Here is a 25,787-nt window from a genome sequence, read left to right on the forward strand (position 1 = left end):
GGTGACGTCCGTACACGGTTTCGCGGAGCCGGGCGCGCTCGGCCACGACCCGGTCCTGGCGGCGCTCGGCGGCCTCGGCCAGGAGGTCGACTGCACCGGTCTGCGCGGCTTCTCCCTGGAGGGGCCGCAGGTGCTGTGGCTGGTGGTGGGCGGCGCCCTCGACCTGTTCGCGGTGGACGCGGCGGCGCAGGGCCACTGGCACTTCCTCGGCCGCCTCGAACCCGGCACGCTGCTGCTCGGCCCGGTGGAGGGCCCCCAGCACACCCTCGTCGGCAGACCTCTGCGGGAGTGCGTGCTGCGCCGGATCCCGCTGCGGGAGCTGTACCGGTCCGCCTACGCCGACGCGATGGCGTACGAGAACGGCTACGGCAGCCACTACGACACCGGCGACGCGGCCCTCAGTCTGCTGGAACACGCCTTCTCGCTCGGTGTCGGGCGCGGCCAGCGCGTGCTGTTCGAGGCGCCGCTGGACGGCCGGACGACCCTCGACGAGCCGGTGGCCGACGACGACGTGCTGTGGCTGCCGGTCTCCCCCGGCAGCGTCCAGTACGGCGCCGCGTTCAGCGCCGAGGCGGCCGGGGACCTGCTGGTCGACGGGGCGCTGTGGCAGGGCATGGTCAACCGGCAGCACCGGCTGCTCGCCGCCCTCGACCGCTGGATCGAGCACATGGAGCGCGCGCACGAGGACCGCACGGCGGCCGGTATCAAGGCGGGCGAGGCCGTACGCGACGAGGCCGACCGGGCCCTGCTGACCTCCATCGGCCGCCCCGGCAGGACGCCTTCGCGCACGGCCGGGGCGAGCGACGACGCCACGTACGCCGTGTGCTCCCTCGTGGCCCGCGCGGCCGGGATCACGCTGACCGAGCCGTCCAGGAGCGGCGCGGTGAGCGAGCGCATCGACCCCGTCGAGCAGGTGGCGGTCGCCTCCCGGATCCGGACCAGGCCGGTGCGGCTCGACGGGAGCTGGTGGAGCGAGAACGCCGGGCCGCTGGTGGGCCACCGGGCGGGCGGAACGCCGGTCGCCCTGCTGTGGCGGCGCGGCGGGTACGAGGCGGTGAACCCGGCGACCGGGCGGCGCACCCGCGTCGGCGCGGCCAACGCCGAGGAGTTCGAGCAGCGGGCCGTCATGTTCTACCGGCCGCTGCCCGACACACCGCTGAGCAAGTGGGGGCTGCTGCGGTTCGGGCTCCGCGGCACCCGCGCCGATCTGCGCAACCTGGTCCTCGCCGGGCTGGTGACGGTCGGGCTCGGCGCGCTGGTGCCGCTCGCCACCGGCCAGGTGCTCGGGGTGTACGTACCGCGGGCCGAGACCAGCCTGATCGCCCAGGTCTCGCTGGCGATCATCGTCAGCGGTGTCGTGTCGGCGGCCTTCTCACTGCTGCAGAACCTGACGCTGCTGCGGATGGAGGGGCGCATCGAGAGCACGCTCCAACCGGCCGTGTGGGACCGGCTGCTGAGGCTGCCGACGAAGTTCTTCGCCGAGCGCTCCACCGGCGAGCTGGCGAGCGCGGCGATGGGGGTGAGCGCGATTCGCCGGGTGCTGTCCGGGCTGACCCCGGTGGTGGTCCAGGCGGGCACGGTCGGCGCGATGAACCTGGTGCTGCTGCTCTGCTTCAGCGTCCCGCTCGCCCTGGCCGCGCTCGGGATGCTCACCGTGATCGCGGCGGTGTTCCTCGCCCTGGGCATCTGGGAGCTGCGCTGGCAGCGCCGTCTGGTCGAGCTCGGCAACAAGCTCAACAACCAGGCGTTCCAGACCCTGCGCGGACTGCCCAAGCTGCGGGTTGCCGCGGCCGAGAGCTTCGCGTACGGGGCGTGGGCGCGGGAGTTCGCCCGCAGCCGGGAGCTCCAGCAGCGGGCGGACCGGATCAAGAACCTGACGACGGTGCTCAACGCCGTCTATCTGCCGCTGTGTTCCCTGGTGATGTTCGTGCTGCTGGCGGGTCCGGCGCGCGGGTCGCTTTCGGCCGGGGCCTTCCTGACGTTCAACACCGCCGTGACCATGCTGCTGACCTCGGTCACCCAGCTCACCGGCGCGTTCCTGTCGGCCGCCGCCGCGCTGCCGATGTTCGAACAGATCAAGCCGGTGCTCGACGAGGCGCCCGAGGTGCGGGGCAGCGGCACCCGGCCCGGCGCGCTGTCCGGGGAGATCGAGGCCCGGGGCCTGTCGTTCCGCTACACCGACGACGGCCCGCTGGTCCTGGACGACGTGTCCCTGAAGGTGCGGCCCGGCGAGTTCGTGGCGATCGTCGGCCCCAGCGGCTGCGGCAAGTCGACCCTGCTGAGGCTGCTGATCGGCTTCGACCGGCCGGTGGCGGGCAGTGTCCTGTACGACGGGCAGGACCTGGCGGCGCTCGACCGGGCGGCCGTGCGCCGCCAGTGCGGTGTGGTCCTCCAGCACGCCCAGCCGCTCAGCGGGTCGATCCTGGAGTGCATCTGCGGCGCGGAGGCGTTCACCCAGGAGGAGGTGTGGGAGGCGGCCCGGATGGCGGGGCTGGCCGAGGACATCCAGCGGATGCCGATGGGTTTGCACACCATGATCGCCAATGGCGGCGCGGTCTCCGGCGGCCAGCGCCAGCGGCTGATGATCGCCCAAGCCCTGGTCCGGCGCCCCCGGATCCTCTTCTTCGACGAGGCGACCAGCGCCCTCGACAACGAGACCCAGCGCGTCGTCATCGAGAGCACCCGCGCCCTGGACGCCACCCGCGTCGTGATCGCCCACCGGCTCTCCACGGTCCTGGACGCCGACCGTGTGATCGTGATGTCCGAGGGCCGCGTCGTACAGCAGGGGCCGCCCGCCGAACTCCTGGCGGACACGGGCGGACGGCTCCACGAGCTGGTGCGGCGGCAGCTGCGTTAGCTCTCAGGGGCGCTGACTATCCGTCAGAAGCTGACCTGCGCCCGGACGTCGGCGCGCCCGACGGACTCCAGCTCGTACATCGTGCAGTACAGGTGACGGATGTACTCGATGTCGCGGTCGCGGGTACGGGCCTCCGTGACGGGATACATCACCGTCAGCTCGTACGAGCGCTCCCGGTTGATGTCGCCGTCCTTGTCGCGCCACTGGCCGCGCCCCTCCTGGAGGGTGAGGCCGGAGGGGAAGCGCGGGGTGACCACGTCGGCGACGAACTTCATGAACTCCTCCTCGGTGATGGGCGGCTTGCCGCCGTGGCGGCCCGTGCCGAAGTAGAGGTGCGTGGAGAGGTACGGGCTGCCGCGCCCTTCGATGCTCTCCTCGGTGCTCCGCGCGGCCGAGGCCGCGGCCGTGCCATAGGCGACCTCGGAGACCGGGCCCCCGGTGGCGAAGAGGAGCGCGATCGCCACGAGGGCGGCGGCCGCGGGCGTCGAAATCCGAATGTGCAGCATGCGGGTCCTGTCTGTCGACGGGCGGTGGGGGTGGTTCTCGGAACGGGTGGTTCACGGAACAAGTGGTGCGCGGAACCGGCGGCTCTCAGGCCGGGTGGTTCCGAGGGGCGAGGGGATCGGGGCCGCCGGTCCCGGCGGGCAGCGACTCCAGCAGGAAGGCGGCCGCGTCCCGCAGGTTCGACGGGGCTCCGGGGCGCGCGAGCAGCCGGACCGCCGTGGCACCGAGCGTCTCGGTGGTGCGTACGGAGCCGATCCCGGCGGCCCGCGGCGCGACCTGGGCGATCAGCTCCTCCGCCTCGGCCCAGGCCCGCGCGCGTACCAGCGCGGACAGCAGCTCGGCGGTGAACAGGTGGCGGTAGGACGGGCCGGGCGCGGTGGTCGCCTCGTACAGCAGGGGGACGGCCCGGCCCCAGGCGCGCAGCCGGGAGAGCACCCAGCCCTCGTGGCCGAGCAGTTCGGTGCGGTCGATCCACCAGGCCCACGGAGGGTCGTTCGGGGACGCGCCGTCGAGGAACCGGCTGCGGGCCCGGGAGATCAGCGCGACGGCTTCCCGGCTCCCGCCCAGCATGGCGGTCGCGTGCGCCCGGCGGACCAGGACGAGGCTGCCCACCAGGGCGGGCAGCGGCCGGGGCCCGGCCACCCGGGCGGCGGCCTCCAGCGCGGCCTTCGGGCGGCCGGTGTGGGTCTCCAGCATGCTGTGGTTGAGCAGGGTCAGCCGGGCCGTGGCCCGGTCGCCGCAGAGCTCCGCGAGGGCGAGGGCCCGGGCGTTCATCCGGCGCGCGCGGCGGTAGTGGCCCGCGTCGAAGAGGATCCAGCCGATCACCTCGCTCAACTCGGCGAGGGCGGCGAGCAGATCGCGGTCGTGGCCGCGCAGCCGGGCGGGTACGCCCGACAGCTGTGGGATGCGGCGCAGGGTCTCGCGCACGGCGGGCACCGCGGCCGTGGCGCCGTGCGAGGCGTCGAGGGCGACCAGGCGCTCGATCGCGCCCAGGGCTTCGGGGATCAGCGCGGCGGGCTCCTCCTCGGCACACGTGTGCGCGCGGGCCGAGGCGGCCCGGTACGTCCGAGCGCTCACGTGGTGACCCGGGGCTCGGCGCGCGGGGAGCGGCCCTGGGCGAGCGCGGTGAACGAGGAGGCCACCTCGGTCAGCCACTCCACCTCGTCGCGGAAGTCCTCGTACGGCGGGCGCGCCGGGATGTCGGAGGCGTCGGCCTGCTCGGCCCGCTCCTCGGGCGGACGGCTCAGCACGGCCCGCACCTGGAGCGCCTCGCCGAGCGGCGAGGTGGGGTCCTCGGGCAGGTCCAGGGAGCGGGCCTCGCGCGCGAAGTCGGCGAGCGAGAGCGAGGTGCGCAGGGTCAGCTGGCCGTCGCGGATCTCGATGACGCGGCGGTAGAGGCTGTAGTGCAGATCGCGGGGCGGGATGAGGTCGCGCGGCCAGGACCGCGGCGGGTCGAGCGCGATGTCCGGGGACGCCTGGTACAGCGCCCACCACAGCGGTCGCAGCCGCAGGTACGAGCGGTAGCTGCGCAGCCAGCCGAGCGCGCGGGTGATGTGGATGCCCCAGGACGGGATGGTCCAGCCGGTGATCTGGAGCAGGGCCCCGATGCTGCCGCACGACCACTGCACGGGGTCGAGGGCGGAGCCGTCGAAGTGCAGCCGGGTGCCGGCGATCTGGATGCTGCGCGTGACGCAGTAGACCAGGATCAGGCTCGCGCCGAGCGTCACCGTCCGCATGCCGACCTTGAGCCATTGCCGGTTGGCCATCTTGGTGAACCGCAGGGAAAGCCGGACGGTCTCGAATTGGCCGATCGCGCAAATCACCAAATAGAACGACATGTACAGCGCGTATTCGCCGTGCTGAATACTGAGCAGGATCGTCGAGGTCGCCGTTTTGGACTTTGTCACGGGGCTCACCGCGATGGACGCGGCCACCAGTACGCAGAGCGCGACACCGAAGAACAGCACCCGGCGCCGGGCCCGGAGCCGCGCCTCTTCGGGCGGGCACGACCAGTACACGAGCACGACCTGCTGTGCCGCGGTGAGCACGACCACCGCCACCTGCACGATGAGCGAGGTGACGTTGGGGCGGCCGAAGAGGGCCGAGATGTGCACCCGCAACGCGTCCAGATCGACCAGGAAGCTGATCCCGGAGCAGAGGAAATAGGTGCACAGCGCCCACAGGGCCGGGTCGTGCTTTCTGCGCAGCAGATCAGGCAGCCGGTACGCGAACGCCGCGAGGCCGCCGACGGCGCAGGTCCACGCCAGGAATCCGTAGACAGTGTTCATCTGTTGTCATTCATCCGTTTTCCGGCTTCCCCACACCGTTCTCGATCCGGGCGACGACCTCGGCGGCCTCCTCGGGCACGCCCCAGGCGGGTTCGAGCCATCGCTTGGTGGCCCTGGCCAGGATCAACGAGGCCATCGTCTCGGCCTCCTGCTCCTCGTCGTCGCTGTAGCGCGAGCGCATCAGCATGCTCTGGACGACCCCCGGTTCGACGTCGGTGAACAGCTGTCCCGCGTCCCCGCGGTCGAAATTCACGGAGCCGCGGTGCTGGAAGGCGATATGCGCCAGCTCATGGGCGATGATGTGTTCCTTGTGTGACTGCGATGCGGCCTTCTCGTAAGCGATGACGTCGAAGTCGTCCATTTTCAGCCAAAGACCGAAGAGATGGCGCTCGGGGAACGGCATCGGAATCAGATGGATCGGCCGCCGGTTCTGGACGCTGAGAAAGCGGTGCAGTTCCTCGATGCCGCAGCCGTGCTCCATGCCCCACTTCGCGAGCAGCGCCTCACAGGTGTGGCGGACCTTTTTCAGGCGGCGCCTGCGCCGACGGTCCTCCGCTGACGGTAACGCTGAGTCAGGCAGCACGGAATTGACCTCACTGATTCAACGAGCCCGTGATTCAGGGCCCCTGATCCCCGCGGACAATGCGGCCATGATGCCATACCCCTCAACTCGCGAAAGATTGCCGTGAGTTCCGTTCGGCCGCGTGTGACAGCACCGCGCCGGTGCCCCTTTCGTCCGGGTCATGGTGAATGGGTGTGCGCGAGCCCGTCAGCGGAACTCCGCTCCCGCCGCGCCGCGCGGCGACGATCTCCGCGGCGATGGACAGGGCGGTCTCCTCGGGCGTACGGGCGCCCAGATCGAGGCCGATCGGCGAGCGCAGCCGGGCCAGTTCGCGCTCGCTGAGACCGGTCTCGCGCAGCCTGCGGTCGCGGTCCTCGTGGGTGCGGCGCGAGCCCATCGCGCCGACGAACGCGACGGGCAGCCGCAGGGCCGTCTCCAGGAGCGGGATGTCGAACTTGGCGTCGTGGGTCAGTACGCACAGCACCGTGCGCCCGTCGGTCCGCGTGCCCCGCAGATAGCGGTGCGGCCAGTCGACCACGACCTCGTCGGCCTCCGGGAAGCGCTCGCGGGTCGCGAAGACGGGGCGCGCGTCGCACACCGTCACGCGGTAGCCGAGGAATTTGCCGGTGCGCACCAGGGCCGCCGCGAAGTCCACGGCACCGAAGACGATCATGCGGGGCGGCGGCACGCTCGACTCGACGAACACGGTGATCCGGCCCGCTCCGCAGCGCTCCCCGGTCTCCGCGAGGCCGAACTCCCCGGTGCGCCCCGCCTCAAGCAGGGCGTGGGCCTCCACCGCGGCCGCGCGGTCGAGGCCCACCAGCCCGCCGAGGCTCCCTTCGTACGATCCGTCGGGGCGTACGAGCAGGGCCCGGCCAAGGCGTCCGGCCGGGCCCGCGACCACCCGGGCCAGGGCGGCGGCCCCGCCCCCGGCGGCGGCCGCGAGCGCCGCCGCGACCACCGCCCGGTCCGGCGCGTCCCCGCGCACCGGCGTGACCAGCACGTCGACGACCCCGCCGCAGGTCAGGCCGACCGCGAAGGCGTCCTCGTCGCTGTAGCCGAACCGCTCGCGGACCGCCTCGCCGTCCTGGAGCGCCTGGACGCACAGGTCGTAGACCGCCGCCTCCACACAGCCGCCGGAGACCGAGCCGATGGCCGTGCCGTCGCCGTCCACGGCGAGCGCGGCGCCCGGACCGCGCGGCGCGCTGCCGCCCACGGCCACCACGGTGGCCACGGCGAAGTCCCGGCCCTCCCGCGCCCACCGGTCGAGGTCCCCGGCGATGTCAAGCACGCCGGCTCCCGTCCGGCCCAGTCCCGATCCCTGTCCCGGTCCTCGTCCCGGCCGACAGGACGCGGTCGGGGCGGATGGGGAGGTCGCGGTAGCGGACGCCGGTCGCGTGCCAGACGGCGTTGGCGATCGCCGCCGCGGCCCCGACGATCCCGATCTCCCCGATGCCCTTGATCCCGACCGGGTCGTCCGCGTCCGGGTCGTCGACCCAGTCCGCCTCGATCCGCGGCACATCGGCGTGCGCGGCGAAGTGGTAGCCCGCGAGGTCCGGCCCGACATGGGCGCCCGAGGCCCGGTCGCGGACCGCCTCCTCGTGCAGCGCCATGGAGATGCCCCAGGTCATACCGCCGACGAACTGCCCGCGTGCGGTCAACGGGTTGACGATCCGGCCCGCGGCGAAGATGCCGAGCATGCGCCGGACCCGGACTTCGCCGCTGGTGGTGTCCACGGCGACCTCCGCGAACTGCGCCCCGTACGAGTGCCGCTCCTTCTCGGGCAGCGCGGCGATCGCGGCGGAGGTGTCCGAGCGCGCCGTGACGCCCTCGGGCGGGATGTCGCCGCCGAGCGCCAGCCGTTCGCGCAGCTCGGCCGCGGCCGCCATGATCGCCCAGGCCCAGGAGCGGGTGCCCGTCGAGCCGCCGGCGATCATCGCGGGGCCGAAGTCGCTGTCCCCGATGCGCACCTGGACCCGGCCGGGCTCGACCTCCAGCGCGTCCGCCGCGATCAGGGTCAGCGCGGTGCGCGCGCCCGTCCCGATGTCGGCCGCGCTGATCCGTACGGTGAAGGTGCCGTCCGGCTGCGCCGTGACGGCCGCGGTGGAGGGGGCGGCGCCCGCCGGGAAGGTGGCCGCCGCCGTGCCGGTCCCCAGCAGCCAGCGCCCTTCGCGGCGCACTCCCGGACGCGGGTCGCGCTCCGCCCAGCCGAACCTGCGGGCGCCCTCCTCGAAGCAGGCGAGCAGATTGCGGCCCGCGAACGGCAGCCCGGAGACGGGTCCGGCGGCCGGCTCGTTGCGGGCGCGCAGCTCGATCGGGTCGATGCCGCACCGCTCGGCGAGCTCGTCGAGCGCGGACTCCACGGCGAACGACCCGGGGGCCTCGCCCGGCGCGCGCATCCAGGTCGGCGTCGGCACGTCGAGCCGCACCAGCCGGTTGGCGGTGCGGTGCGCGTCGGCGCCGTACATCACGCGTCCGTACGCGGCGCTCTGCTCGACGAACTCCTTGACGGTGGAGGTGAGGTTCTGGGCGTCGTGCCCGAAGGCGCGCAGCCGTCCGTCGGCGTCGGCGCCCAGCCTGACCCGGTGCGCCGTGGGGCTGCGGTAGCCGACGAGGGAGAACATCTGACGGCGGGTCAGTACGACGCGGACCGGGCGGTGCAGCACGGTCGCGGCCATCGCCGCGGCCACCTGGTGGGGACGGACGCCCTTGGATCCAAAGCCGCCGCCGATGTGCTCGGACAGCACGCGCACCGAGGCCGGGTCGAGCGAGAACAGCCTGGCGAGCTCGTCGGCCACCCACTTGCTGCCCTGGTTGGAGTCGTGGACCTCGAGGCGGCCGCCGTCCCAGCGGACCGTCGCCGCGTGCGGCTCCATGGGGTGGTGGTGCTCCTCCGGCGTGCTGTACCGCGCGTCCACGACGACGGCGGACGCGGCGAGCTCGCGCTCCAGGTCCCCCTTGCCGGTCTCCATGGTCTCGCGCGGCTCCGGGGTGTACGTACCGGGCCGGTCCGGGGCGAACTCGATGTCGTGCGGCTCCGTCTCGTACCGGACGACCAGCGCCTCGGCGGCCTCCCTGGCCTGTTCGGAGGTCTCGGCGACGACCAGCGCCACCGGCCAGCCCGCGCACGGCACCCGGTCGCTCTGGAAGAGCCCGACGATCGGGTCGGGCTTCCCCAGCAGGCCCGTGTAGTCGGCGTCGACGCGCGGCGCGTTGCCGTGGTGCAGGACGGTGAGGACGCCCGGCATGGCGAGGACCGGGGCACTCTCCACCGAGCGGATGCTGCCGCGCGCGACGGTCGACACCACCAGCCAGCCATGGGCGAGGTCGGCGAACGGGACCTCCCCGGCGTAGCGGGCCGCCCCGGTGACCTTGTCGCGGCCCTCGACGCGGGTGTGGGCGGTCCCCACGGCGCCGACGGCCCGGGGGGATCCGGCGGTCGTGGTCATCGGGCGGCCTCCTCGGCGAGTTCGGTGAGCACGGCCACGACGAGATTGCGCATCAGCGTCACCTTGTATCCGTTGTGGGGCAGCGCCTCGGCGGCCGCGAGCTCCGCGTCGGCCGCGGCGGCGAAGGCGTCCGCGCTCACCGGTCCCCCCGTCAGCGCCCGCTCGGCGGTACGGGCCCGCCACGGCCGGGACGCGACCGCGCCGAAGGCCAGGCGCACTTCGTGGACGACGCCGTCGCGCACGTCCAGGGCGGCGGCGATCGAGCCGATCGCGAAGGCGTACGAGGCGCGCTCGCGCACCTTGCGGTAGCGCGAGAGGGCGGCGACCAGCGCGGGCGGCAGGGTCACCGCGGTGATCAGCGCGCCGGGCGGCAGCGCGGTCTCCCGGTGCGGGCTGTCGCCGACCGGGAGGTAGAACGCGTCGAGCGGCAACTCGCCGGGCCCGTCGGCCGTTTCGTAGGAGACGACGGCGTCGAAGGCGGCGAGCGCGACCCCCATGTCCGAGGGGTGGACGGCCACGCAGTGCGCGGAGGCGCCGAGGATCGCGTGGTTGTGATGCTCGCCCTCGACGGCGGAGCAGCCGCTGCCGGGGGCACGCTTGTTGCAGGGGGCGGCGAGGTCGGTGAAGTAGCCGCAGCGGGTGCGCTGGAGGAGGTTGCCGCCGACCGTGGCCATGTTGCGCAGCTGGCCCGACGCCCCGGCCAGGACCGCCTGCGCCAACGCCGGGTAGCGGCGGCGCACTTCGGGGTGGGCGGCGAGGTCGCTGTTGGTGACGGTCGCGCCGATGCGCAGCCCGCCGTCCTCGGTCGCCTCGACGCGGTCGAGGGGCAGTTCGCGTACGTCGACGAGGAGCGCGGGCCGCTCCACACCGGACTTCATCAGGTCGACGAGGTTGGTGCCGCCGCCGAGGTAGCGCGCCTCGGGTTCGGCGCCGAGCAGCGCCACCGCGCCGGGAACGTCGACGGCGCGCCGGTAGCCGAACTCCCTCATGCCGCCGCCTCCGCCCCGGCCGCCGGGCCCTGGGCTGTCCCGGCTGCCCGCGCCACCGCTTCGACGATCGAGACATAGGCGCCGCAGCGGCACAGGTTGCCGCTCATCCGCTCGCGGATCTCCTCCGCGGTCAGCTGCGGCACGCCCGCCTCCGGCCGCACGTCGGCGGTCACGGCGCTCGGCCAGCCCGCCGCGTGCTCCTCGATCACGGCGAGGGCCGAACAGATCTGCCCCGGCGTGCAGTAGCCGCACTGGTAGCCGTCGAGATCGAGGAAGGCCTGCTGTACGGGGTGGAGCCGGTCGCCGTCCGCGACGCCCTCGATGGTGGTGATCTCGCGCCCCTCGGCGGCCACCGCGAGCTGGAGGCAGGAGACGGCACGGCGCCCGTCGATCAGTACGGTGCAGGCCCCGCACTGCCCCTGGTCGCACCCCTTCTTCGTACCGGTCAGATCGAGGCGCTCGCGCAGGGCGTCGAGCAGCGTGGTGCGGTGGTCGACGGGCAGCGTGTGCTTCTCGCCGTTGATGTTCAAGGTGATGGCGCTGGACGTCGATGGGGTCATGAGCAGCCTTCTTTCGCGTGGTTGATGCGAAGCGCCGTCCATCGGAAACCTGCGGCGGGCACTGCGGGCGAAAGGCGGTCGGACGTGCACCGGCCGTCCACTCCGGGCGCGTCTGCCGCTATGGTGGACCTAAACGGACAGTTGTCCGTTATCCCCGAACCTAACGGACAGCTGTCCGTTTAACAAGAGCCGAATCCGCCGGGCGGCCCGGCGGCAGGTGCCCGCGCCTGCGGAAGGAGGACGAGTGCAGCAGAGGAAGGACGCGCCGTTGCGCTCGGACGCGCAGCGGAACCGCGAGCGCATCCTGGAGGTGGCGCTCGCCGAGCTGACCCGTTCGGCCGACGCCCCGCTGAGCGCGATCGCCAAGAAGGCGGGGGTCGGGCAGGGGACGTTCTACCGCCACTTCCCCAACCGCGAGGCGCTCGTCCTGGAGGTCTACCGGTACGAGGTGCAGCAGCTCGGCGAGACCGCGGCCCAGCTCCTCGAAACCCGCGCCCCGGACCGGGCCCTGCGGGAGTGGATGGACCGCTTCGCCCAGTACTCGATGGCCAAGGCGGGCCTCGCCGACGCGCTGGGCAAGGCCACCGCCCGGGGCACCCTGGCCGCGCTCGGCCACGGGCCGGTGACCGCGGCGATCACGCTGCTCCTGAACGCCAACGACGAGGCGGGCACCATCCGCCCGGGCGTGACCCCCGACGACTTCGTCCTCGCCATCGCCGGACTCTGGCAGATCGACCCGCACAGCGACTGGCAGCCCCGCGCCGCCCGCCTCCTCGACCTCGTCATGGACGGGCTGCGGGCGGGGGCGCCGGGCGCCGGGGCTCGCGGCTGAGGCCGGTCCCGCGCAGCTCAGCCGAGAAAGCTCAACCGAGGAAACTCAGCCGAGGAAACTCAACCGCACCTGCCGCTCCGGGTTGTCCTTGTTCGTGTCGACCAGGCACACCGACTGCCAGGTGCCCAGCTCCAGCCGCCCCGCGACCACCGGCAGCGTCGCGTGCGGCGGCACGAACGCGGGCAGCACATGGTCGCGGCCGTGGCCGGGGCTGCCGTGGCGGTGCTGCCAGCGGTCGTCGGCCGGAAGGAGCGTGTGCAGCGCGGCCAGCAGGTCGTCGTCGCTGCCCGCGCCGGTCTCGATGACCGCGATCCCGGCGGTGGCGTGGGGCACGAAGACGTTCAGGAGGCCGTCGCCGCCGCCGGCCGCCTCGCGGAGGAACCGCTCGCACTCCCCGGTCAGATCGGTGACGGTCTCGGACGTTCCGGTGGTGAGGCGCAGAACGCGCGTGGTGAAGACGGACATGGCCCCATCCTCGCGCCCATCCGGCAAGATCGCGCGTCCGGCTGGCGAGACACCATTGACCGGGTCCTGACCGGTCGCTACCTTCGGCGCCATGTTGCGTACAGCTCTGCTCACCACGCGCGGTCACATCGACCTGCTGCGGGTGGCCTCCGCCGCGTGTCCTCGCGGCTGCTGACGCCCTTTCAGCGCCTTCGCACGCTCCCCGTCCGGCTCGCCGTCCACCGGCTGAGCCCTGCCGTACGCGCGCCCCGCTGACGTCACCCCCCCGGGTCCGTCCGGCCGCGTACGCGCCCGCTCTCCCCGACCGCCGCCCCTACGGCGGCTTCCCTGGAGCCCTCATGACCGTCGGCCATGCTCCGCCGGATATTTCCGGTAAATCCCCCTCCTTCGAGCCACCCCTCCCGGCCCGCGCCCAGGGCCTCGAACTCGTCACCGTCCCGCCCTCCTCCCGCCGCCGTCGGCTCGCCGTGCCGCGCTGGCTGCGGCGGACCGCCGGGCCGCTGCTGCTCCTCGCCGTGTGGCAGGTGGCCAGCGCCACCGGCGCGCTCGACCCCGACGTCCTCGCCTCGCCCGGCACCATCGCCCGGGCCGGCCGGGACCTGATCGCGGACGGCACCCTGCCCTCCGCGATGGCCGTATCGCTCCGGCGCGTCGTCTTCGGGCTGCTCATCGGCGGGGTCGCCGGCGTCGGGCTCGCCCTGGTGTCGGGGTTGTCGCGACTGGGCGAGGATCTGGTGGACGCCACCGTCCAGATGCTCAGGACCGTTCCCTGGGTCGGCCTCATCCCGCTCTTCATCATCTGGCTCGGCATCGGCGAGGCCCCCAAGGTTGCCCTCATCGCCCTCGGGGTCGCCTTCCACCTCTATCTGAACGTGTACGCCGGGATCCGCGGCGTGGACGAGCAACTCGTCGAGGCCGGGCAGTCGTTGGGGCTCGGCCGGTGGGGGCTCGTACGGCACGTGGTCCTGCCGGGCGCGCTGCCCGGCGCGATGACCGGGCTGCGGTACTCGCTCGCCACCGCCTGGCTGGCCCTCGTCTTCGGGGAGTCCATCAACGCCGAGGACGGCATCGGCTTCCTCATGAACCAGGCCCGCGAGTTCTTCCGCACCGACGTGATCGTCGTCTGCCTCGTCGTCTACGCCTTCCTCGGCCTGATCGCCGACGCCGTCGTCCGCACTCTCGAAAGGCTGCTGCTGCAATGGCGACCGACCTTCAAGGGCCAGTGACCGCACCGGTGACCACCGACGCCGTACGGGTACGGGGGCTCACCCGGGCCTTCGAGGGCCGTCCCGTCATCGACGGCCTCGATCTGACCCTGCGCGCGGGCGAGTTCACCGCGCTCCTCGGCCACAGCGGCTGCGGCAAGTCGACGCTGCTGCGCGTGCTGGCCGGGCTCGACCGCGACATCGAGGGCACGGTCCTCGTCCCCAAGCGGCGCGCGGTCGCCTTCCAGGCACCCCGGCTCATGCCCTGGAAGCGGGTGTGGCGCAATGTGCTGCTCGGCCTGCCGGGCAAGCCCGAACGGGCCGTGGCGGAGAGGGCGTTGGAGGAGGTCGGGCTCGGCCACCGCTCGGGTGCCTGGCCCAAGACGCTCTCCGGCGGCGAGGCCCAGCGCGCCTCGCTGGCCCGCGCCCTGGTGCGCGAGCCGGACCTGCTGCTGCTCGACGAGCCGTTCGGCGCGCTCGACGCACTGACCCGGATCAAGGCGCAGCAGCTGGTGGCCGAGCTGTGGCAGCGGCGCGGCTGCGCGGTGCTGCTGGTCACGCACGACGTGGACGAGGCGCTGCTGCTCGCGGACCGCGCGCTGGTGATGCGGGACGGCGTCATCGCGTACGACACCCCGGTCACCCCGGCCCGTCCGCGCACCCGCGACGCCCCCGCCCTGACCGGGCTGCGCTCCCGACTGCTCACCGAACTCGGCGTGGAGCAGCCCGCGGCCCCCGCCGCCGGCCACCCCACCGCCGCCTGACCACTCCCCGAGGAACTCCTCCATGCGACACCGCTCACTCCCCCTGCTCCCGCTGCTCCTGCTTCCGCTCCCCCTCGCCCTCACCGCCTGCGGCGGCGACTCCGCCGCCGACGACAGGTCCGGTTCCGCCGCCGTCACGCTCAACGTCGGTGACCAGAAGGGCGGTTACGAAGCCGTCCTGCGAGCCGCCGGTGAGCTCGACCATCTCCCGTACAAGATCAAGTGGTCCACCTTCACCTCCGGGCCGCCGCTGCTCGAAGCCGTGAACGCCAAGGCCGTCGACATCGGCGGCGTCGGCAACACCCCGCCCGTCTTCGCCGCCGGAGCCGGCTCCAGGATCAAGGTGGTCGCCGCCACCCACGGCTCCTCCGCCGGGGAGGCGGTCCTCGTCCCCGCCGACTCCCCGCTGAAGGGACCGGCCGACCTCAAGGGCAGGTCCATCGCGGTCGCCCGGGGCAGCTCCGCCCACTACCAGTTGCTGACCACGCTGAAGAAGGCCGGGCTCACCCTGTCCGACGTCAAGGTCGACTACCTCCAGCCGGCGGACGCGCTCGCCGCGTTCAGCCGGGGCAAGGTCGACGCCTGGGCGGTGTGGGACCCGTACACCTCTCAGGTCCTGAAGGGCGGAAAGGCCCGCGTCCTCACCACCGGCGAGGGCAGCGTCAACGGCCTCGGCTTCCAGGTCGCCGCCCCGGCCGCCCTCTCGGACCCCGCGAAGGCCAAGGCGGTCGCCGACTACCTCAGCCGCCTCCAGCGCGCCCAGGACTGGGTCTTCAAGCACCCCGAGGCCTGGGCGAAGGCCTGGTCGAAGGAGACCGGTCTGCCCTACGACGTCGCCCTGGACTCGGTGAAGCGCAGCAACGGCACCCGGGTGGCGGTCGCCGTCGACGACGCCGCGATCGCCTCCGAGCAGCGGATCGCGGACACCTTCGCCGACCTGAAGCTGATCCCGCGCCGCTTCTCCTTCAAGGAGTACGTCGACACCCGCTTCAACGGCACCCTGCCCGCCTCCACCACCGCGCCCCGCACCTATGGAAAGGCCGCCTCATGACCGTCCGTCTGCACTGGTTCCTGCCCACCGGCGGTGACGGCCGCACCCTGGTCGACCGCCACGCGTACACCGACGGGGGGATCAAACGCTCCCGGATCACCCCGGTCAGCGGCGTCCGCGCGCCCGACATCGACTATCTGGTCCAGATCGCCAAGGCGGCCGAGCAGTTGGGGTTCGAGGCCGTGCTCACCCCGACCGGGACGTGGTGCGAGGACGCCTGGCTGACCACGGTCGCCCTCTCCCAGCACACCGAGCGGCTGAAGTTCCTGGTGGCGTTCCGGCCGGGCGTGATCTCGCCGGTGCTCGCCGCGCAGATGGCCGCGACCTACCAGCGCGTCACCCGCGGGCGACTGCTCCTGAACGTCGTCACCGGCGGCGACTCCACCGAACAGCGGCGCTTCGGCGACCACTTGGACCACGACCGCCGCTACGCCCGTACCTCGGAGTTCCTCTCGGTGGTACGGGGTGTGTGGCGCGGGCAGCCGTACGACTTCGACGGCGAGCACTTCCAGGTGGCGGGCGGGCTCACCGCCCTGCCGCCGGACCCGCTGCCGGAGATCTTCTTCGGCGGCTCGTCGGCCGCCGCCGGGCCGGTCGCGGCCGACCACGCCGATGTCTACCTCACCTGGGGCGAGCCGCCCGCGCAGGTCAAGGAGAAGATCGACTGGATCCGGGCGCTGGCCGAGGAGCGCGGCCGGACCGTCCGGTTCGGCATCCGGCTGCACACCATCTCCCGCGACTCGGCGCGCGAGGCGTGGGCGACGGCGTACCGGCTGCTCGACGACCTCGACCCCGAGACGGTCGCCGCGGCCCAGCAGGCGCTCGGCAGGAGCGAGTCGGTCGGCCAGCAGCGGATGCTGGCGCTGCACGGCGGCGGCTCGCTGGAGCGCGACCAGTTGGAGATCTCCCCGAACCTGTGGGCGGGCGTGGGCCTGGTGCGGGGCGGCGCGGGCACCGCGCTGGTGGGCAGCCACGGCGAGGTGGCGGACCGCATCGAGGAGTACCACGACCTGGGCATCGAGCACTTCGTACTGTCGGGCTATCCGCATCTGGAGGAGGCCTACTGGTTCGGCGAGGGCGTCACCCCCGAGCTGGCCGCGCGGGGCCTGCTGCCGACGGTCCCCGCCTCCCCGCTCCTCGGCGTACCAGCGGCCAACGGGCGCCCGGCCTCGGCACCCGGAGGGGCTCCGCTGCTGGTGGGAGGGGGTCGCTAGCCTCCGGGAAGATCCACGTACCTCCCTTGGTTGGTAGAACCGTGAACGACTTCGGGGCACAGGACGTGGACGTGGTGGTCATCGGCGCCGGACAGGCGGGTCTGTCCGGCGCCTACCATCTGCGCCGGGCGGGGTTCGAGCCGGACCGCGACTTCGTGGTCCTCGACCACGCGCCCCGGGCGGGCGGCGCCTGGCAGTTCCGCTGGCCCTCACTGACGTACGGCAAGGTGCACGGGATGCACGCGCTGCCCGGAATGGAGCTGACCGGCGCGGACCCGGCCCGGCCCTCCTCGGAGGTGATCGGGGAGTACTTCACCGACTACGAGGACGCCTTCGGGCTGCGGGTGCACCGGCCCGTGGACGTGAGCGCCGTACGGGAGGGCGAGGGCGGGCGGCTGCGGGTGGAGACGTCCGAGGGTGTGTACGCCACGCGCGCGCTGATCAACGCCACCGGCACCTGGGACCGGCCGTTCTGGCCGCGCTACCCGGGCCAGGAGACGTTCCGGGGACGCCAGCTGCACACCGCGAACTACCCCGGGCCCGAGGAGTTCGCGGGCCGGCGGGTGGTCGTGGTCGGCGGGGGCGCCTCCGGCACCCAGCATCTGATGGAGATCGCGGAGTACGCGGCCGCCACGACCTGGGTGACCCGGCGCCCGCCGGTGTTCCGGGAGGGCCCGTTCACCGAGGAGTGGGGGCGGGCGGCGGTCGCCATGGTCGAGGAGCGCGTACGTCGGGGCCTGCCGCCCAAGAGTGTGGTGTCGGTGACGGGGCTGCCGCTGAACGACGCGATCCGTGCCGCGCGCGAGAGCGGGGTGCTGGACCGGCTGCCGATGTTCGACCGGATCACGCCGAGCGGGGTGGCGTGGGACGACGGGCGGGTCGTGGACGCGGACGTCATCCTCTGGGCCACCGGGTTCCGGCCCGTGATCGACCATCTGGCGCCGCTGAAGTTGCGGGGGCCCGGCGGTGGCATAGCGATCGATGGCACCCGGGCGGTCAAGGACGAGCGGATCCATCTGGTCGGCTATGGGCCTTCGGCGTCCACGATCGGGGCGAACCGGGCGGGGCGGGCGGCGGTCCGGGAGATCAGGAAGCTGCTCGACGCCCCCGTTGAGGTGCGCTGACGTCGCTCAGCGGGTGACTTTGGCCTGGTTCCGGTTGAACTCCCGTACGTTTCGCTGCTGTTCCGCGTAGTCCGCCGTGAAGCGCGTGTCCCCGGGCGCCACCGTGACGAAGTAGAGCCAGTCCCCCGGCGGCGGGGCGATCGCCGCGTCCAGCGCCTGTTGTCCCGGGTTGCCGATCGGTGTCGGCGGCAGCCCGCCGCGCGCGTAGGTGTTGTACGGGCTGTCGGTGCGGGTGTCGGCGTGGGTGGTGGCCAGGGTGGAACGGTTGAGCGCGTAGTTGAGCGTCGAGTCCATCTGCAGCGGCATGCCCTTGGCCAGCCGGTTGTGGACGACCCGGGAGACCCTGCCCATGTCGGCGGCGGTGTCGGCCTCGGCCTGCACGATGCTGGCGACGGTCACGGTCTGATAGACCGTCATGCCCTGCCGTCGGGCGCCCGCGCCGATGTGGTCCTTGCCGAACCGCTTGTTGGCGGTGTCGACCATATAGGCGAGCAGTCCGCGCGGGGTGGTCTTCCCCGTCACCGGGTAGGTGGCCGGGAACAGATAGCCCTCGGGGTTGCCCCGGGCGTCGGCCGGGAGGGCGAGCTCCGCCTCGGAGGCCGCCCGGCGGGTGGTGCCCGCCGCCACGCCGAGGCTCTTGTCGACCGCGGCGTACACCTGCCCGGCCCGCCAGCCCTCCGGGACGACCAGGGACTTCACCTTGCCGCCGGTCTCCCGCAGCACCAGGACGAGCACCGCTCCTCCCACCACGAGCAGCAGGGCGAGGAGGCCCAGGAGCAGCCGGCCGCGCCGGGTGAGCCGGGGCCGGGGGCCGGACGCCCCGCGCGTGGACTCCGTCATACAGGCACGGTAAACCCGCGACCCCCGTCAGGAGGCGACCGGCGCCAGCCGTGCGTCGCGGCGCACCAGTGCGGCGTACTTGCCGTCCTGGTCGAGCAGTTGCTCGTGAGTGCCGCGCTCGGCTATCCGGCCGCCGTCCAGGACGACGATCTGGTCCGCGTCGCGGACGGTGGAGAGCCGGTGCGCGATGGTGAGCGTGGTGCGGCCCGCCGAGAGCGCGTCGATGGCCTGCTGCACCGCGTGTTCCGTACGGGTGTCCAGTGCGCTGGTCGCCTCGTCCAGGATCAGGACGGGCGGGTCGCGCAGGATCGTCCGGGCGATGGCGAGCCGCTGCTTCTCGCCGCCGGAGAAGCGGTAGCCGCGCTCGCCGACCACCGTGTCGTAGCCATCGGGCAGCGAGGCGATGTGGTCGTGGATCTGGGCCGTGCGGGCGGCGGCCTCCAGTTCCTCGGCGGTGGCGTCGGGCTTGGCGAAGCGCAGGTTGTCGGCGACGGAGGCGTGGAAGAGGTAGGTCTCCTGGGAGACGACGCCGACCGCGCGCGCGAGGGTGTCGAAGTCCAGGTCGCGCACGTCGACGCCGTCGAGCGTGACCCGGCCGCCCGTCACGTCGTACAGCCGGGGCACCAGATAGCTGAGCGTGGACTTGCCGGAGCCGGTGGGACCGACGACGGCGAGGCTGGTGCCGGCCGGGACGGTCAGGTCGACCCCGCTGAGGGTGGGGCCGCTCTTCTCGTCGTAACTGAAGTCGACCGACTCGAAGCGGATCTCGCCGCGGACCTTCTCCAGGCGGACCGGGTCCTCGGTCTCGGTGATGTCGACCGGGAGGTCGAGGTATTCGAAGATGCGCTGGAAGAGGGCGAGCGAGGTCTGCATCTGCACGCCGGTGGAGAGCAGGCTCACGGCGGGCCGGAACAGGCCCTGCTGAAGCGAGACGAACGCGACGAGCGTGCCGATGGAGATCGAGGGGCCGCCGGACTGGAGGGCGATGCCCGCCGCCCAGTAGATGACGGCGGGCATGGCGGCCATGACGATGCCGATGGTCGACATCCGCCACCGCCCGGCCATGCTGGAGCGCACTTCGAGGTCGACCAGGCGCTCGGACTCGGCGGCGAAGGACTTGGTGAGCGAGTCGGCGCGGCCCATGGTGCGGCCGAGCAGGATGCCGCTGACCGACAGCGACTCGGTGACCTCGGCGGCCATCGCGGCCATCTGCTTCTGGCGCTGGGTCGTGATCTTCTTGCGCTCGCGCCCGACCTTGCGGCTGATCCAGACGAAGACCGGCAGCAGGAGCAGCGAGACGGCGGTCAGCCGCCAGTCGAGCGCCAGCATGGCGACGACGGTGGCGATCACGGCCGTGAGGTTGGAGACGAGCGAGGTGGCGGTGGAGGTGACGGTCGCCTGCATGCCGCCGATGTCGTTGGCGATGCGGGACTGGACCTCGCCGGTCCGGGTCCGGGTGAAGAAGGCGAGCGGCATCCGCTGGAGCTGGGCGTAGACACCGGTGCGCAGGTCGTGCATGACGCGCTGGCCGACGGTCGTCGAGATCAGCGTCTGCAGGACGCCGAAGACCCCGGTGACGACGGCGGTGGCGAGCATGCCCAGGGCGAGCAGGCTGAGCAGCCCGGTGCGGCCCTGCGGGATGGCGACGTCCAGGATCTCGCGCAGCAGGAACGGCGAGGCGACCGAGACGAGTGAGGACGCGGCGACCAGCAGGCCGACGATCGCCAGCCGGCCGCGGTAGGGGCGGAAGAGCCGCAGGATGCGCCGCGTCTGGGCGGGCGGCTGCTCGCGGTCACGGGGCGAGGGCGTCCAGGAGGATTCTTCGGGGTGCATGGGCTCCTTCGGCAAGGGGTGGGACGGCAGGACGGCGCCGTTCGCAGGTCCGTACGGCCCGCTGGGGCGACGCCACTGACAGGACTTTGTGGAGCATAGCTCACTGTTACCTATACTCACAATGCACAAGGTCCTGTTATTGTTCCCGTATGAGCACCACCGACGCCGACGGCGTGCTGGCCGAGCAGCTGCTCCGGCTCACCCGCCGGCTCCACCGCATCCACAAGCAGCATCTGGAGCCGGTCGGCATCACCCCCGCCCAGTCCCGGCTGCTGCGGACGGTCGCGCACTACGAGAGCCCGCCCCGCATGGCCGATCTCGCCGCCCGTCTGGAGGTGGTCCCGCGCGCCGTGACCACCCTGGTCGACGGGCTGGAGGAGAGTGGCAACGTGCGCCGGGTCCCCGACCCGACCAACCGCCGCGTGGTGCGTATCGAGCTCACCGACACCGGCCGGGCGACGCTGCGTTCCCTGCGCGGCGCGCGCCGGGGCGCGGCGGAGGAGATCCTGGCGCCGCTGTCCGCCGACCAGCGCGAGGTGCTCGGCGGACTGCTGTCCGCTCTGGTCGACGGAGTGCCGGAGCGCCGCTGCTGAGGGGATCCGCCGCATGCCGCTCCTGGAGCCGAAGCCGCAAGCCCTGCGCCCCTCCGGGCGGCGTACTGAATCCCCGGACACGGTCCCGGACCGGGTCCCCGACCGGCTCGCGGACGGCACCCCTCAGCCGCTGCGCGGTGAGCTGACCGCCCTGCTCGGCGCCGAGAAGGTGCTGTGGAAGGTCTCCGACCTGGTGCGGTACGCCTCGGACGCCAGCCCTTACCGGTTCGTCCCCCAGGTCGTGGTGGTCGCCGAGGACATCGACGACGTCTCGGCCGTCCTCTCGTACGCGCACGGCAAGGGCCGCGAGGTCGTCTTCCGGGCGGCCGGGACCAGCCTCAACGGCCAGGCGCAGGGCGAGGACATTCTCGTGGACGTGCGCCGCCACTGGGCCGGTGTCGAGGTCCTGGACGGCGGCGCCCGCGCCCGGATCCGGCCCGGCACGACCGTCGCGCAGGCCAACGCGGCGCTCGCCCGGCACGGCCGCGTCCTCGGCCCCGACCCGGCCAGCGCGCTCGCCTGCACGATCGGCGGGGTGGTCGCCAACAACGCCTCGGGCATGACGGCGGGCACGACCCGCAACTCGTACCGTACGGTCGCCTCGCTCACCTTCGTCCTGCCGAGCGGCACCGTGGTCGACACCGGCGACCCGCGCGCCGACGACGACCTGGCGCACGCCGAACCCCGGCTGTGCGCGGGCCTGCTGGCGCTCAAGGCGGAGATCGAGGCGGACCCGGAGCTCACCGCCCGGATCCGCGCCAAGTACACGATCAAGAACACCAACGGCTACCGGCTCGACGCGTTCCTCGACGGCTCGACGCCGGTGGAGATCCTGCGCGGACTGATGGTCGGCTCCCAGGGCACCTTCGGCTTCCTCTCCGAGGTCGTCTTCGACACCCTGCCGCTGGAGCGCCTGCTCAGCACGGCGCTGCTCTTCTTCCCCACGCTCCCGGCCGCCGCCGCGGCGGTGCCGCTCTTCAACGAGGCCGGGGCGCTCGCCGTGGAGCTGATCGACGGCAACACCCTGCGCGCCTCGGTGAGCGTGGCGGGCGTCCCCGCCGACTGGGCCGCGCTGCCCAAGGAGACGGCCGCGCTGCTCGTGGAGTTCCGCGCGGCGGACGAGGCGGCCCGTGAGGCGTACGAGGAGGCGGCCGCCCGGGTGCTCGCCGGGCTCGACCTGGTGGCCCCGGTCGCCTCGGTGACCAACGCGTTCACCCGGGACCCGGAGGCGATCGCCGGGTACTGGAAGGCCCGCAAGGCGTTCGTGACGGCGGTCGGCGGCTCCCGCCCGGCCGGGACGACGCTGATCACCGAGGACTTCGCGGTGCCGCCGCCACGGCTCGCCGAGGCCTGCGAGGCGCTGCTCGCCCTCCAGGAGACCCATGGCTTCGACGCGGCCGTCGCGGGCCACGCGGCCCACGGCAACCTCCACTTCCTGCTGGCGTTCGACGCGGCCGAGCCCTCCGACGTCGAGCGGTACGCCGCGTTCATGGCCGACTTCTGCCGCCTGACCGTGGAGCGCTTCGACGGCTCGCTCAAGGCCGAGCACGCCACCGGCCGCAACATCGCGCCGTTCCTGGAGCTGGAGTGGGGGCCGCGGGCCACCGAGCTGATGTGGCGGACCAAGCAGCTCATCGACCCGGACGGGGTGCTCGCGCCGAGGATCGTGCTCGACCGCGACCCGCGCGCCCATCTGCGCGGCCTCAAGACCATCCCGAAGGTGGAGCGGATCGCGGACCCGTGCATCGAGTGCGGCTTCTGCGAGCCCACCTGCCCCAGCCGCGACCTGACCACCACACCCCGCCAACGGATCGTGCTGCGGCGGGAGATGATGCGCCAGGGCGACGGCTCGCCGGTCCAGGACGCGCTGCTCGACGCGTACGGATACGACGCCGTGGACACCTGCGCGGGCGACTCGACCTGTGCGCTCGACTGCCCGGTCGGCATCGACACCGGCGCCCTGATGAAGCACTTCCGGCATCTGCGGCACAGCCCGCGCGAGGAGCGGGCCGCCGCCCTCACCGCCCGGCACTTCAAGGCCGTGGAGGCCTCGGCGCGCCTCGCGGTGGCCGCCGCCCGCGCCCTCGGGGACCGCGTCGGCGACCGCGCCCTCGCGCGCGTGACGGGCCTCGCCCGCAGGGCCGTGCGCCCCGATCTGGTGCCCGAGTGGCTGCCCGAGATCCCGGGCGCCGCCGCCCGCGCCCTGCCCCGTACGCGACGGGTCGGCGCGAGCGCCGTGTACTACCCGGCCTGCGTCAACCGGATCTTCGGGGAGCCGGAGGGCCACCGGGGCCCGTCGCTGCCGCAGGCCGTGGTGGCTCTCGCCACGCGCGCGGGGAAGCCGGTGTGGATCCCCGAGGACGTGAGGGGCACCTGCTGCGCCACCATCTGGCACTCGAAGGGGTACGAGCTGGGCAACGCCGTGATGGCCAACCGGATCGTCGAGGCCGCCTGGGGCTGGACGGCCGGCGGCACGCTCCCGCTGGTCGTCGACGCTTCCTCCTGCACCTTGGGCATCGCGCGCGAGGTGGTGCCGTATCTCACCGCGGACAACCGGGAGTTGCACGCCGCGCTGACCGTCGTGGACTCGGTGGTGTGGGCCGCCGATGAGCTGCTGCCGGAGCTGACGGTGCTGCGCCGGGCGCGCTCGGCCGTGCTCCACCCGACGTGCTCCCTGCGGCATTTGGGCGACGAGGCGCGACTGCGGGCCGTCGCCGAGGCCTGCGCGGAAGAGGTCGTGGTGCCGGACGACGCGGGGTGCTGCGCCTTCGCGGGCGACCGGGGGATGCTCCACCAGGAGCTCACGGGGGCGGCGACCGCACGGGAGGCGGCCGAGGTGACGGGCCGTCACTTCGATGCGCACCTCTCCGCGAACCGGATGTGCGAGATCGGCATGGAGCGGGCGACCGGCCGCGCCTACGTCTCCGTACTGCTGGAGCTGGAGCGTGCGACCCGGCCCGGTCCGGAGTATCTGCGGCGCACCTGAGCCGCGCACGGGCCGACGGTGACTGACGGACCGTCAACGACCCGTCGGCGTCCGTTCCCCGCGCCTCCCACGACCCGGGCGTATCCGGACGTACCGTGACGGGGTGCAGCGGTGTACCTTCCCGGGGCGGCCCCGAGCGTCGACAGGCCCCCTTGCGCGGCAGCAGCCCCAACAACCATGGTCCTTACCGAGGTTCGTGTAACGCCGCGCAGAAATCAGCTCCCTCTCTTTCCAGGAGACTCGATGAACGACGCAGCTCCGCAGAACCACGACATCAGCCGACGTGACGTCCTGTGGACGGCGGGGGCCGCGGGCGCCGGGATCGGAATCGGCGGCCTGGGCACGGGCAGCGCCTCGGCCGCCGAACAGGCCCCGGCCCAGCCCCAGGAGGCGCCCGCGCCCAAGCGCCAGGGCAGGACCATGATCGGGGTGCCGTTCCAGCGGCGCTCCACGGTCCGGGTGGGCCTGATCGGCCTCGGCAACCGCGGCGGGAGCATGATCGACCTGTACCTCGCCGTCCCCGGGGTGCGGGTCGTGGCGCTCTGCGACCCGGTGAGGGCCAAGACGGAGAGCGCCGCCGCCAAGGTGATCGCGGCGGGCCAGCCCGCGCCCGCCGTCTACGTCAACGGCGACCACGACTACGAACACCTCCTCAGGCGCGGCGACATCGACTTCGTGCACATCGCCACGCCCTGGGACTCCCACTTCGACATCACCAAGGCGGCCCTGCTCAACGGGGTGCACGCGGGCGTGGAGTGCCCGGCCTCGATGCGCCTGGACCAGCTGTGGGAGCTGGTCGACCTCTCCGAACGCACCAGACGCCACTGCATGCAGCTGGAGAACTGCTGTTACGGCAGGAACGAGATGCGGGTGCTGCGGATGGCGCACGCGGGCAAGTTCGGCGAGCTGCTGCACGGCGCGGGCGCGTACATCCACGATCTGCGCGGTCTGATGTTCGACCCGAAGTACTACGAGGGGCCCTGGCGGCGGCTGTGGCACACCCGGCTGCGCGGCGACCTCTACCCCACGCACGGCTTCGGCCCGGTCGCCAACTACATGGACGTCAACCGCGGTGACCGCGTGGTGTCCATCGTCAGCGTCGGCACGCCCGCGCTCGGCCTCGCCGAGTACCGCGCGGCCCATATGCCCGCGGGCGACCCCAGCTTCAAGGAGTCGTACATCGAGAGCGACCGGACGATCAGTCTGGTGCAGACGGCCAAGGGCCGGGTGATCCGGCTGGAGCACGACGTGTCGACGCCGCACCCCTACAGCCGCATCAACAGCCTCGGCGGCACCAAGGGTGTCTTCGAGGACTACCCGGAGCGGATCTACCTGGAGCCGGACCAGCACGACGACAACTGGGGCGACTTCTCGAAGTACACCGACTGGGACCACTGGCTCTGGAAGGAGCACGCCAACCCGCCCGGCGGGCACGGCGGCATGGACTACATGCTGGTGTTCCGCACGATGCAGTGCATGCGCCTCGGGCTCGTCCCGGACTTCGACGTGTACGACGCGGCGACCTGGTCGGCGCCGGTGCCGCTGAGCCACCTCTCGCTCAAGGCGAAGGGCGCGCCCCAGCGGATCCCCGACTTCACCCGCGGTGAATGGCACCGACCCCGCCCCGGCATGGACTCCGAGAAGCCTGCCGAGGCCTGATGCCGCGGGGCC

At 72.9% G+C, this 25,787-nt stretch carries 22 protein-coding genes; 11 read left to right on the forward strand and 11 right to left on the reverse strand.

From position 1 onward, the window contains the following. The first annotated feature begins 1 nt into the window (after position 1). Positions 2 to 2,857 carry an NHLP bacteriocin export ABC transporter permease/ATPase subunit gene (locus tag BX283_RS09180; protein ID WP_101387139.1) on the forward strand — a complete coding sequence of 952 codons (2,856 nt, stop codon included), beginning with the start codon at positions 2 to 4 and terminating at the stop codon, positions 2,855 to 2,857. A gap of 23 nt (positions 2,858 to 2,880) precedes the next feature. On the opposite strand, the gene BX283_RS09185 is transcribed toward BX283_RS09180, so the two are convergent. From BX283_RS09185 to BX283_RS09220, 8 genes are all read right to left on the reverse strand, one after another. Further along, entirely contained in the window at positions 2,881 to 3,363 is a 483-nt protein-coding gene (locus tag BX283_RS09185; protein ID WP_101387140.1) for a DUF3574 domain-containing protein, read from the reverse strand. 85 nt (positions 3,364 to 3,448) lie between these two features. After that, the gene (locus tag BX283_RS09190) at positions 3,449 to 4,438 is read right to left on the reverse strand and encodes a DNA-binding protein (RefSeq protein ID WP_257582346.1); all 990 of its coding nucleotides are present in this window, start codon (positions 4,436 to 4,438) and stop codon (positions 3,449 to 3,451) included. Beyond that, positions 4,435 to 5,649 carry an MAB_1171c family putative transporter gene (locus tag BX283_RS09195; protein WP_101387141.1) on the reverse strand — a complete coding sequence of 405 codons (1,215 nt, stop codon included), beginning with the start codon at positions 5,647 to 5,649 and terminating at the stop codon, positions 4,435 to 4,437. Before BX283_RS09195 ends, BX283_RS09190 begins: the two co-directional genes overlap by 4 nt. A 10-nt stretch (positions 5,650 to 5,659) precedes the next feature. Further along, complete coding sequence (locus tag BX283_RS09200) at positions 5,660 to 6,232, reverse strand: toxin (RefSeq protein WP_143676417.1); 573 nt, start codon at positions 6,230 to 6,232, stop codon at positions 5,660 to 5,662. A gap of 82 nt (positions 6,233 to 6,314) precedes the next feature. Next, a complete protein-coding gene (locus tag BX283_RS09205) occupies positions 6,315 to 7,502 on the reverse strand; it encodes an XdhC/CoxI family protein (RefSeq protein ID WP_101387143.1) in 1,188 nt (395 codons plus the stop codon). Continuing rightward, positions 7,495 to 9,660, reverse strand: a complete 2,166-nt coding sequence (locus BX283_RS09210) for a xanthine dehydrogenase family protein molybdopterin-binding subunit (protein WP_101387144.1) — start codon at positions 9,658 to 9,660, stop codon at positions 7,495 to 7,497. Before BX283_RS09210 ends, BX283_RS09205 begins: the two co-directional genes overlap by 8 nt. After that, positions 9,657 to 10,649, reverse strand: a complete 993-nt coding sequence (locus BX283_RS09215) for a xanthine dehydrogenase family protein subunit M (RefSeq protein WP_101387145.1) — start codon at positions 10,647 to 10,649, stop codon at positions 9,657 to 9,659. Before BX283_RS09215 ends, BX283_RS09210 begins: the two co-directional genes overlap by 4 nt. Then, on the reverse strand, positions 10,646 to 11,209 hold the full coding sequence (locus tag BX283_RS09220; RefSeq protein ID WP_101387146.1) for a (2Fe-2S)-binding protein: 564 nt from the start codon (positions 11,207 to 11,209) through the stop codon (positions 10,646 to 10,648). The genes BX283_RS09215 and BX283_RS09220 overlap by 4 nt, the downstream gene beginning before the upstream one ends. A 244-nt stretch (positions 11,210 to 11,453) precedes the next feature. Between BX283_RS09220 and BX283_RS09225 the strand changes: the two genes are divergently transcribed. Then, the gene (locus BX283_RS09225; RefSeq protein WP_101387147.1) at positions 11,454 to 12,041 is read left to right on the forward strand and encodes a TetR/AcrR family transcriptional regulator; all 588 of its coding nucleotides are present in this window, start codon (positions 11,454 to 11,456) and stop codon (positions 12,039 to 12,041) included. A gap of 45 nt (positions 12,042 to 12,086) precedes the next feature. Here BX283_RS09225 and BX283_RS09230 read toward each other — a convergent pair whose 3' ends face one another. Beyond that, entirely contained in the window at positions 12,087 to 12,506 is a 420-nt protein-coding gene (locus tag BX283_RS09230; protein ID WP_101387148.1) for a YjbQ family protein, read from the reverse strand. 91 nt (positions 12,507 to 12,597) lie between these two features. On the opposite strand from BX283_RS09230, the gene BX283_RS42420 reads away from it, so the two are divergent. The 6 genes from BX283_RS42420 to BX283_RS09255 all read left to right on the forward strand — a co-directional run bounded on the left by BX283_RS42420 (position 12,598) and on the right by BX283_RS09255 (position 17,864). Next, a complete protein-coding gene (locus BX283_RS42420) occupies positions 12,598 to 12,681 on the forward strand; it encodes a putative leader peptide (RefSeq protein ID WP_356842044.1) in 84 nt (27 codons plus the stop codon). Between the two features lie 163 nt (positions 12,682 to 12,844). Beyond that, a complete protein-coding gene (locus BX283_RS09235; RefSeq protein ID WP_101387149.1) occupies positions 12,845 to 13,732 on the forward strand; it encodes an ABC transporter permease in 888 nt (295 codons plus the stop codon). Continuing rightward, on the forward strand, positions 13,705 to 14,475 hold the full coding sequence (locus BX283_RS09240) for an ABC transporter ATP-binding protein (RefSeq protein ID WP_101387150.1): 771 nt from the start codon (positions 13,705 to 13,707) through the stop codon (positions 14,473 to 14,475). The genes BX283_RS09235 and BX283_RS09240 overlap by 28 nt, the downstream gene beginning before the upstream one ends. A gap of 22 nt (positions 14,476 to 14,497) precedes the next feature. Beyond that, positions 14,498 to 15,526, forward strand: a complete 1,029-nt coding sequence (locus BX283_RS09245) for an ABC transporter substrate-binding protein (protein WP_101387151.1) — start codon at positions 14,498 to 14,500, stop codon at positions 15,524 to 15,526. Then, positions 15,523 to 16,740, forward strand: a complete 1,218-nt coding sequence (locus BX283_RS09250) for an LLM class flavin-dependent oxidoreductase (protein ID WP_101387152.1) — start codon at positions 15,523 to 15,525, stop codon at positions 16,738 to 16,740. The genes BX283_RS09245 and BX283_RS09250 overlap by 4 nt, the downstream gene beginning before the upstream one ends. Positions 16,741 to 16,781: 41 nt before the next feature. After that, entirely contained in the window at positions 16,782 to 17,864 is a 1,083-nt protein-coding gene (locus tag BX283_RS09255; protein WP_101387153.1) for an NAD(P)-binding domain-containing protein, read from the forward strand. A 6-nt stretch (positions 17,865 to 17,870) separates the two neighbouring features. Here BX283_RS09255 and mltG read toward each other — a convergent pair whose 3' ends face one another. Further along, positions 17,871 to 18,704: an endolytic transglycosylase MltG gene (gene mltG, locus BX283_RS09260; RefSeq protein ID WP_101387154.1), complete on the reverse strand. Its 834-nt coding sequence runs from the start codon at positions 18,702 to 18,704 to the stop codon at positions 17,871 to 17,873. Positions 18,705 to 18,731: 27 nt separating this feature from the next. Beyond that, positions 18,732 to 20,537: an ABC transporter ATP-binding protein gene (locus BX283_RS09265; RefSeq protein WP_101387155.1), complete on the reverse strand. Its 1,806-nt coding sequence runs from the start codon at positions 20,535 to 20,537 to the stop codon at positions 18,732 to 18,734. 149 nt (positions 20,538 to 20,686) lie between these two features. Here BX283_RS09265 and BX283_RS09270 point away from each other — a divergent pair, with 149 nt between their 5' ends. The 3 genes from BX283_RS09270 to BX283_RS09280 all read left to right on the forward strand — a co-directional run bounded on the left by BX283_RS09270 (position 20,687) and on the right by BX283_RS09280 (position 25,775). After that, on the forward strand, positions 20,687 to 21,130 hold the full coding sequence (locus BX283_RS09270) for a MarR family winged helix-turn-helix transcriptional regulator (protein ID WP_101387156.1): 444 nt from the start codon (positions 20,687 to 20,689) through the stop codon (positions 21,128 to 21,130). 13 nt (positions 21,131 to 21,143) lie between these two features. Further along, positions 21,144 to 24,116 carry an FAD-binding and (Fe-S)-binding domain-containing protein gene (locus BX283_RS09275; RefSeq protein WP_101387157.1) on the forward strand — a complete coding sequence of 991 codons (2,973 nt, stop codon included), beginning with the start codon at positions 21,144 to 21,146 and terminating at the stop codon, positions 24,114 to 24,116. Positions 24,117 to 24,359: 243 nt separating this feature from the next. After that, positions 24,360 to 25,775 carry a Gfo/Idh/MocA family protein gene (locus tag BX283_RS09280; RefSeq protein WP_101387158.1) on the forward strand — a complete coding sequence of 472 codons (1,416 nt, stop codon included), beginning with the start codon at positions 24,360 to 24,362 and terminating at the stop codon, positions 25,773 to 25,775. Positions 25,776 to 25,787 lie beyond the last annotated feature (12 nt).

The organism is Streptomyces sp. TLI_146 (assembly GCF_002846415.1).
Lineage (GTDB): Bacteria > Actinomycetota > Actinomycetes > Streptomycetales > Streptomycetaceae > Streptomyces.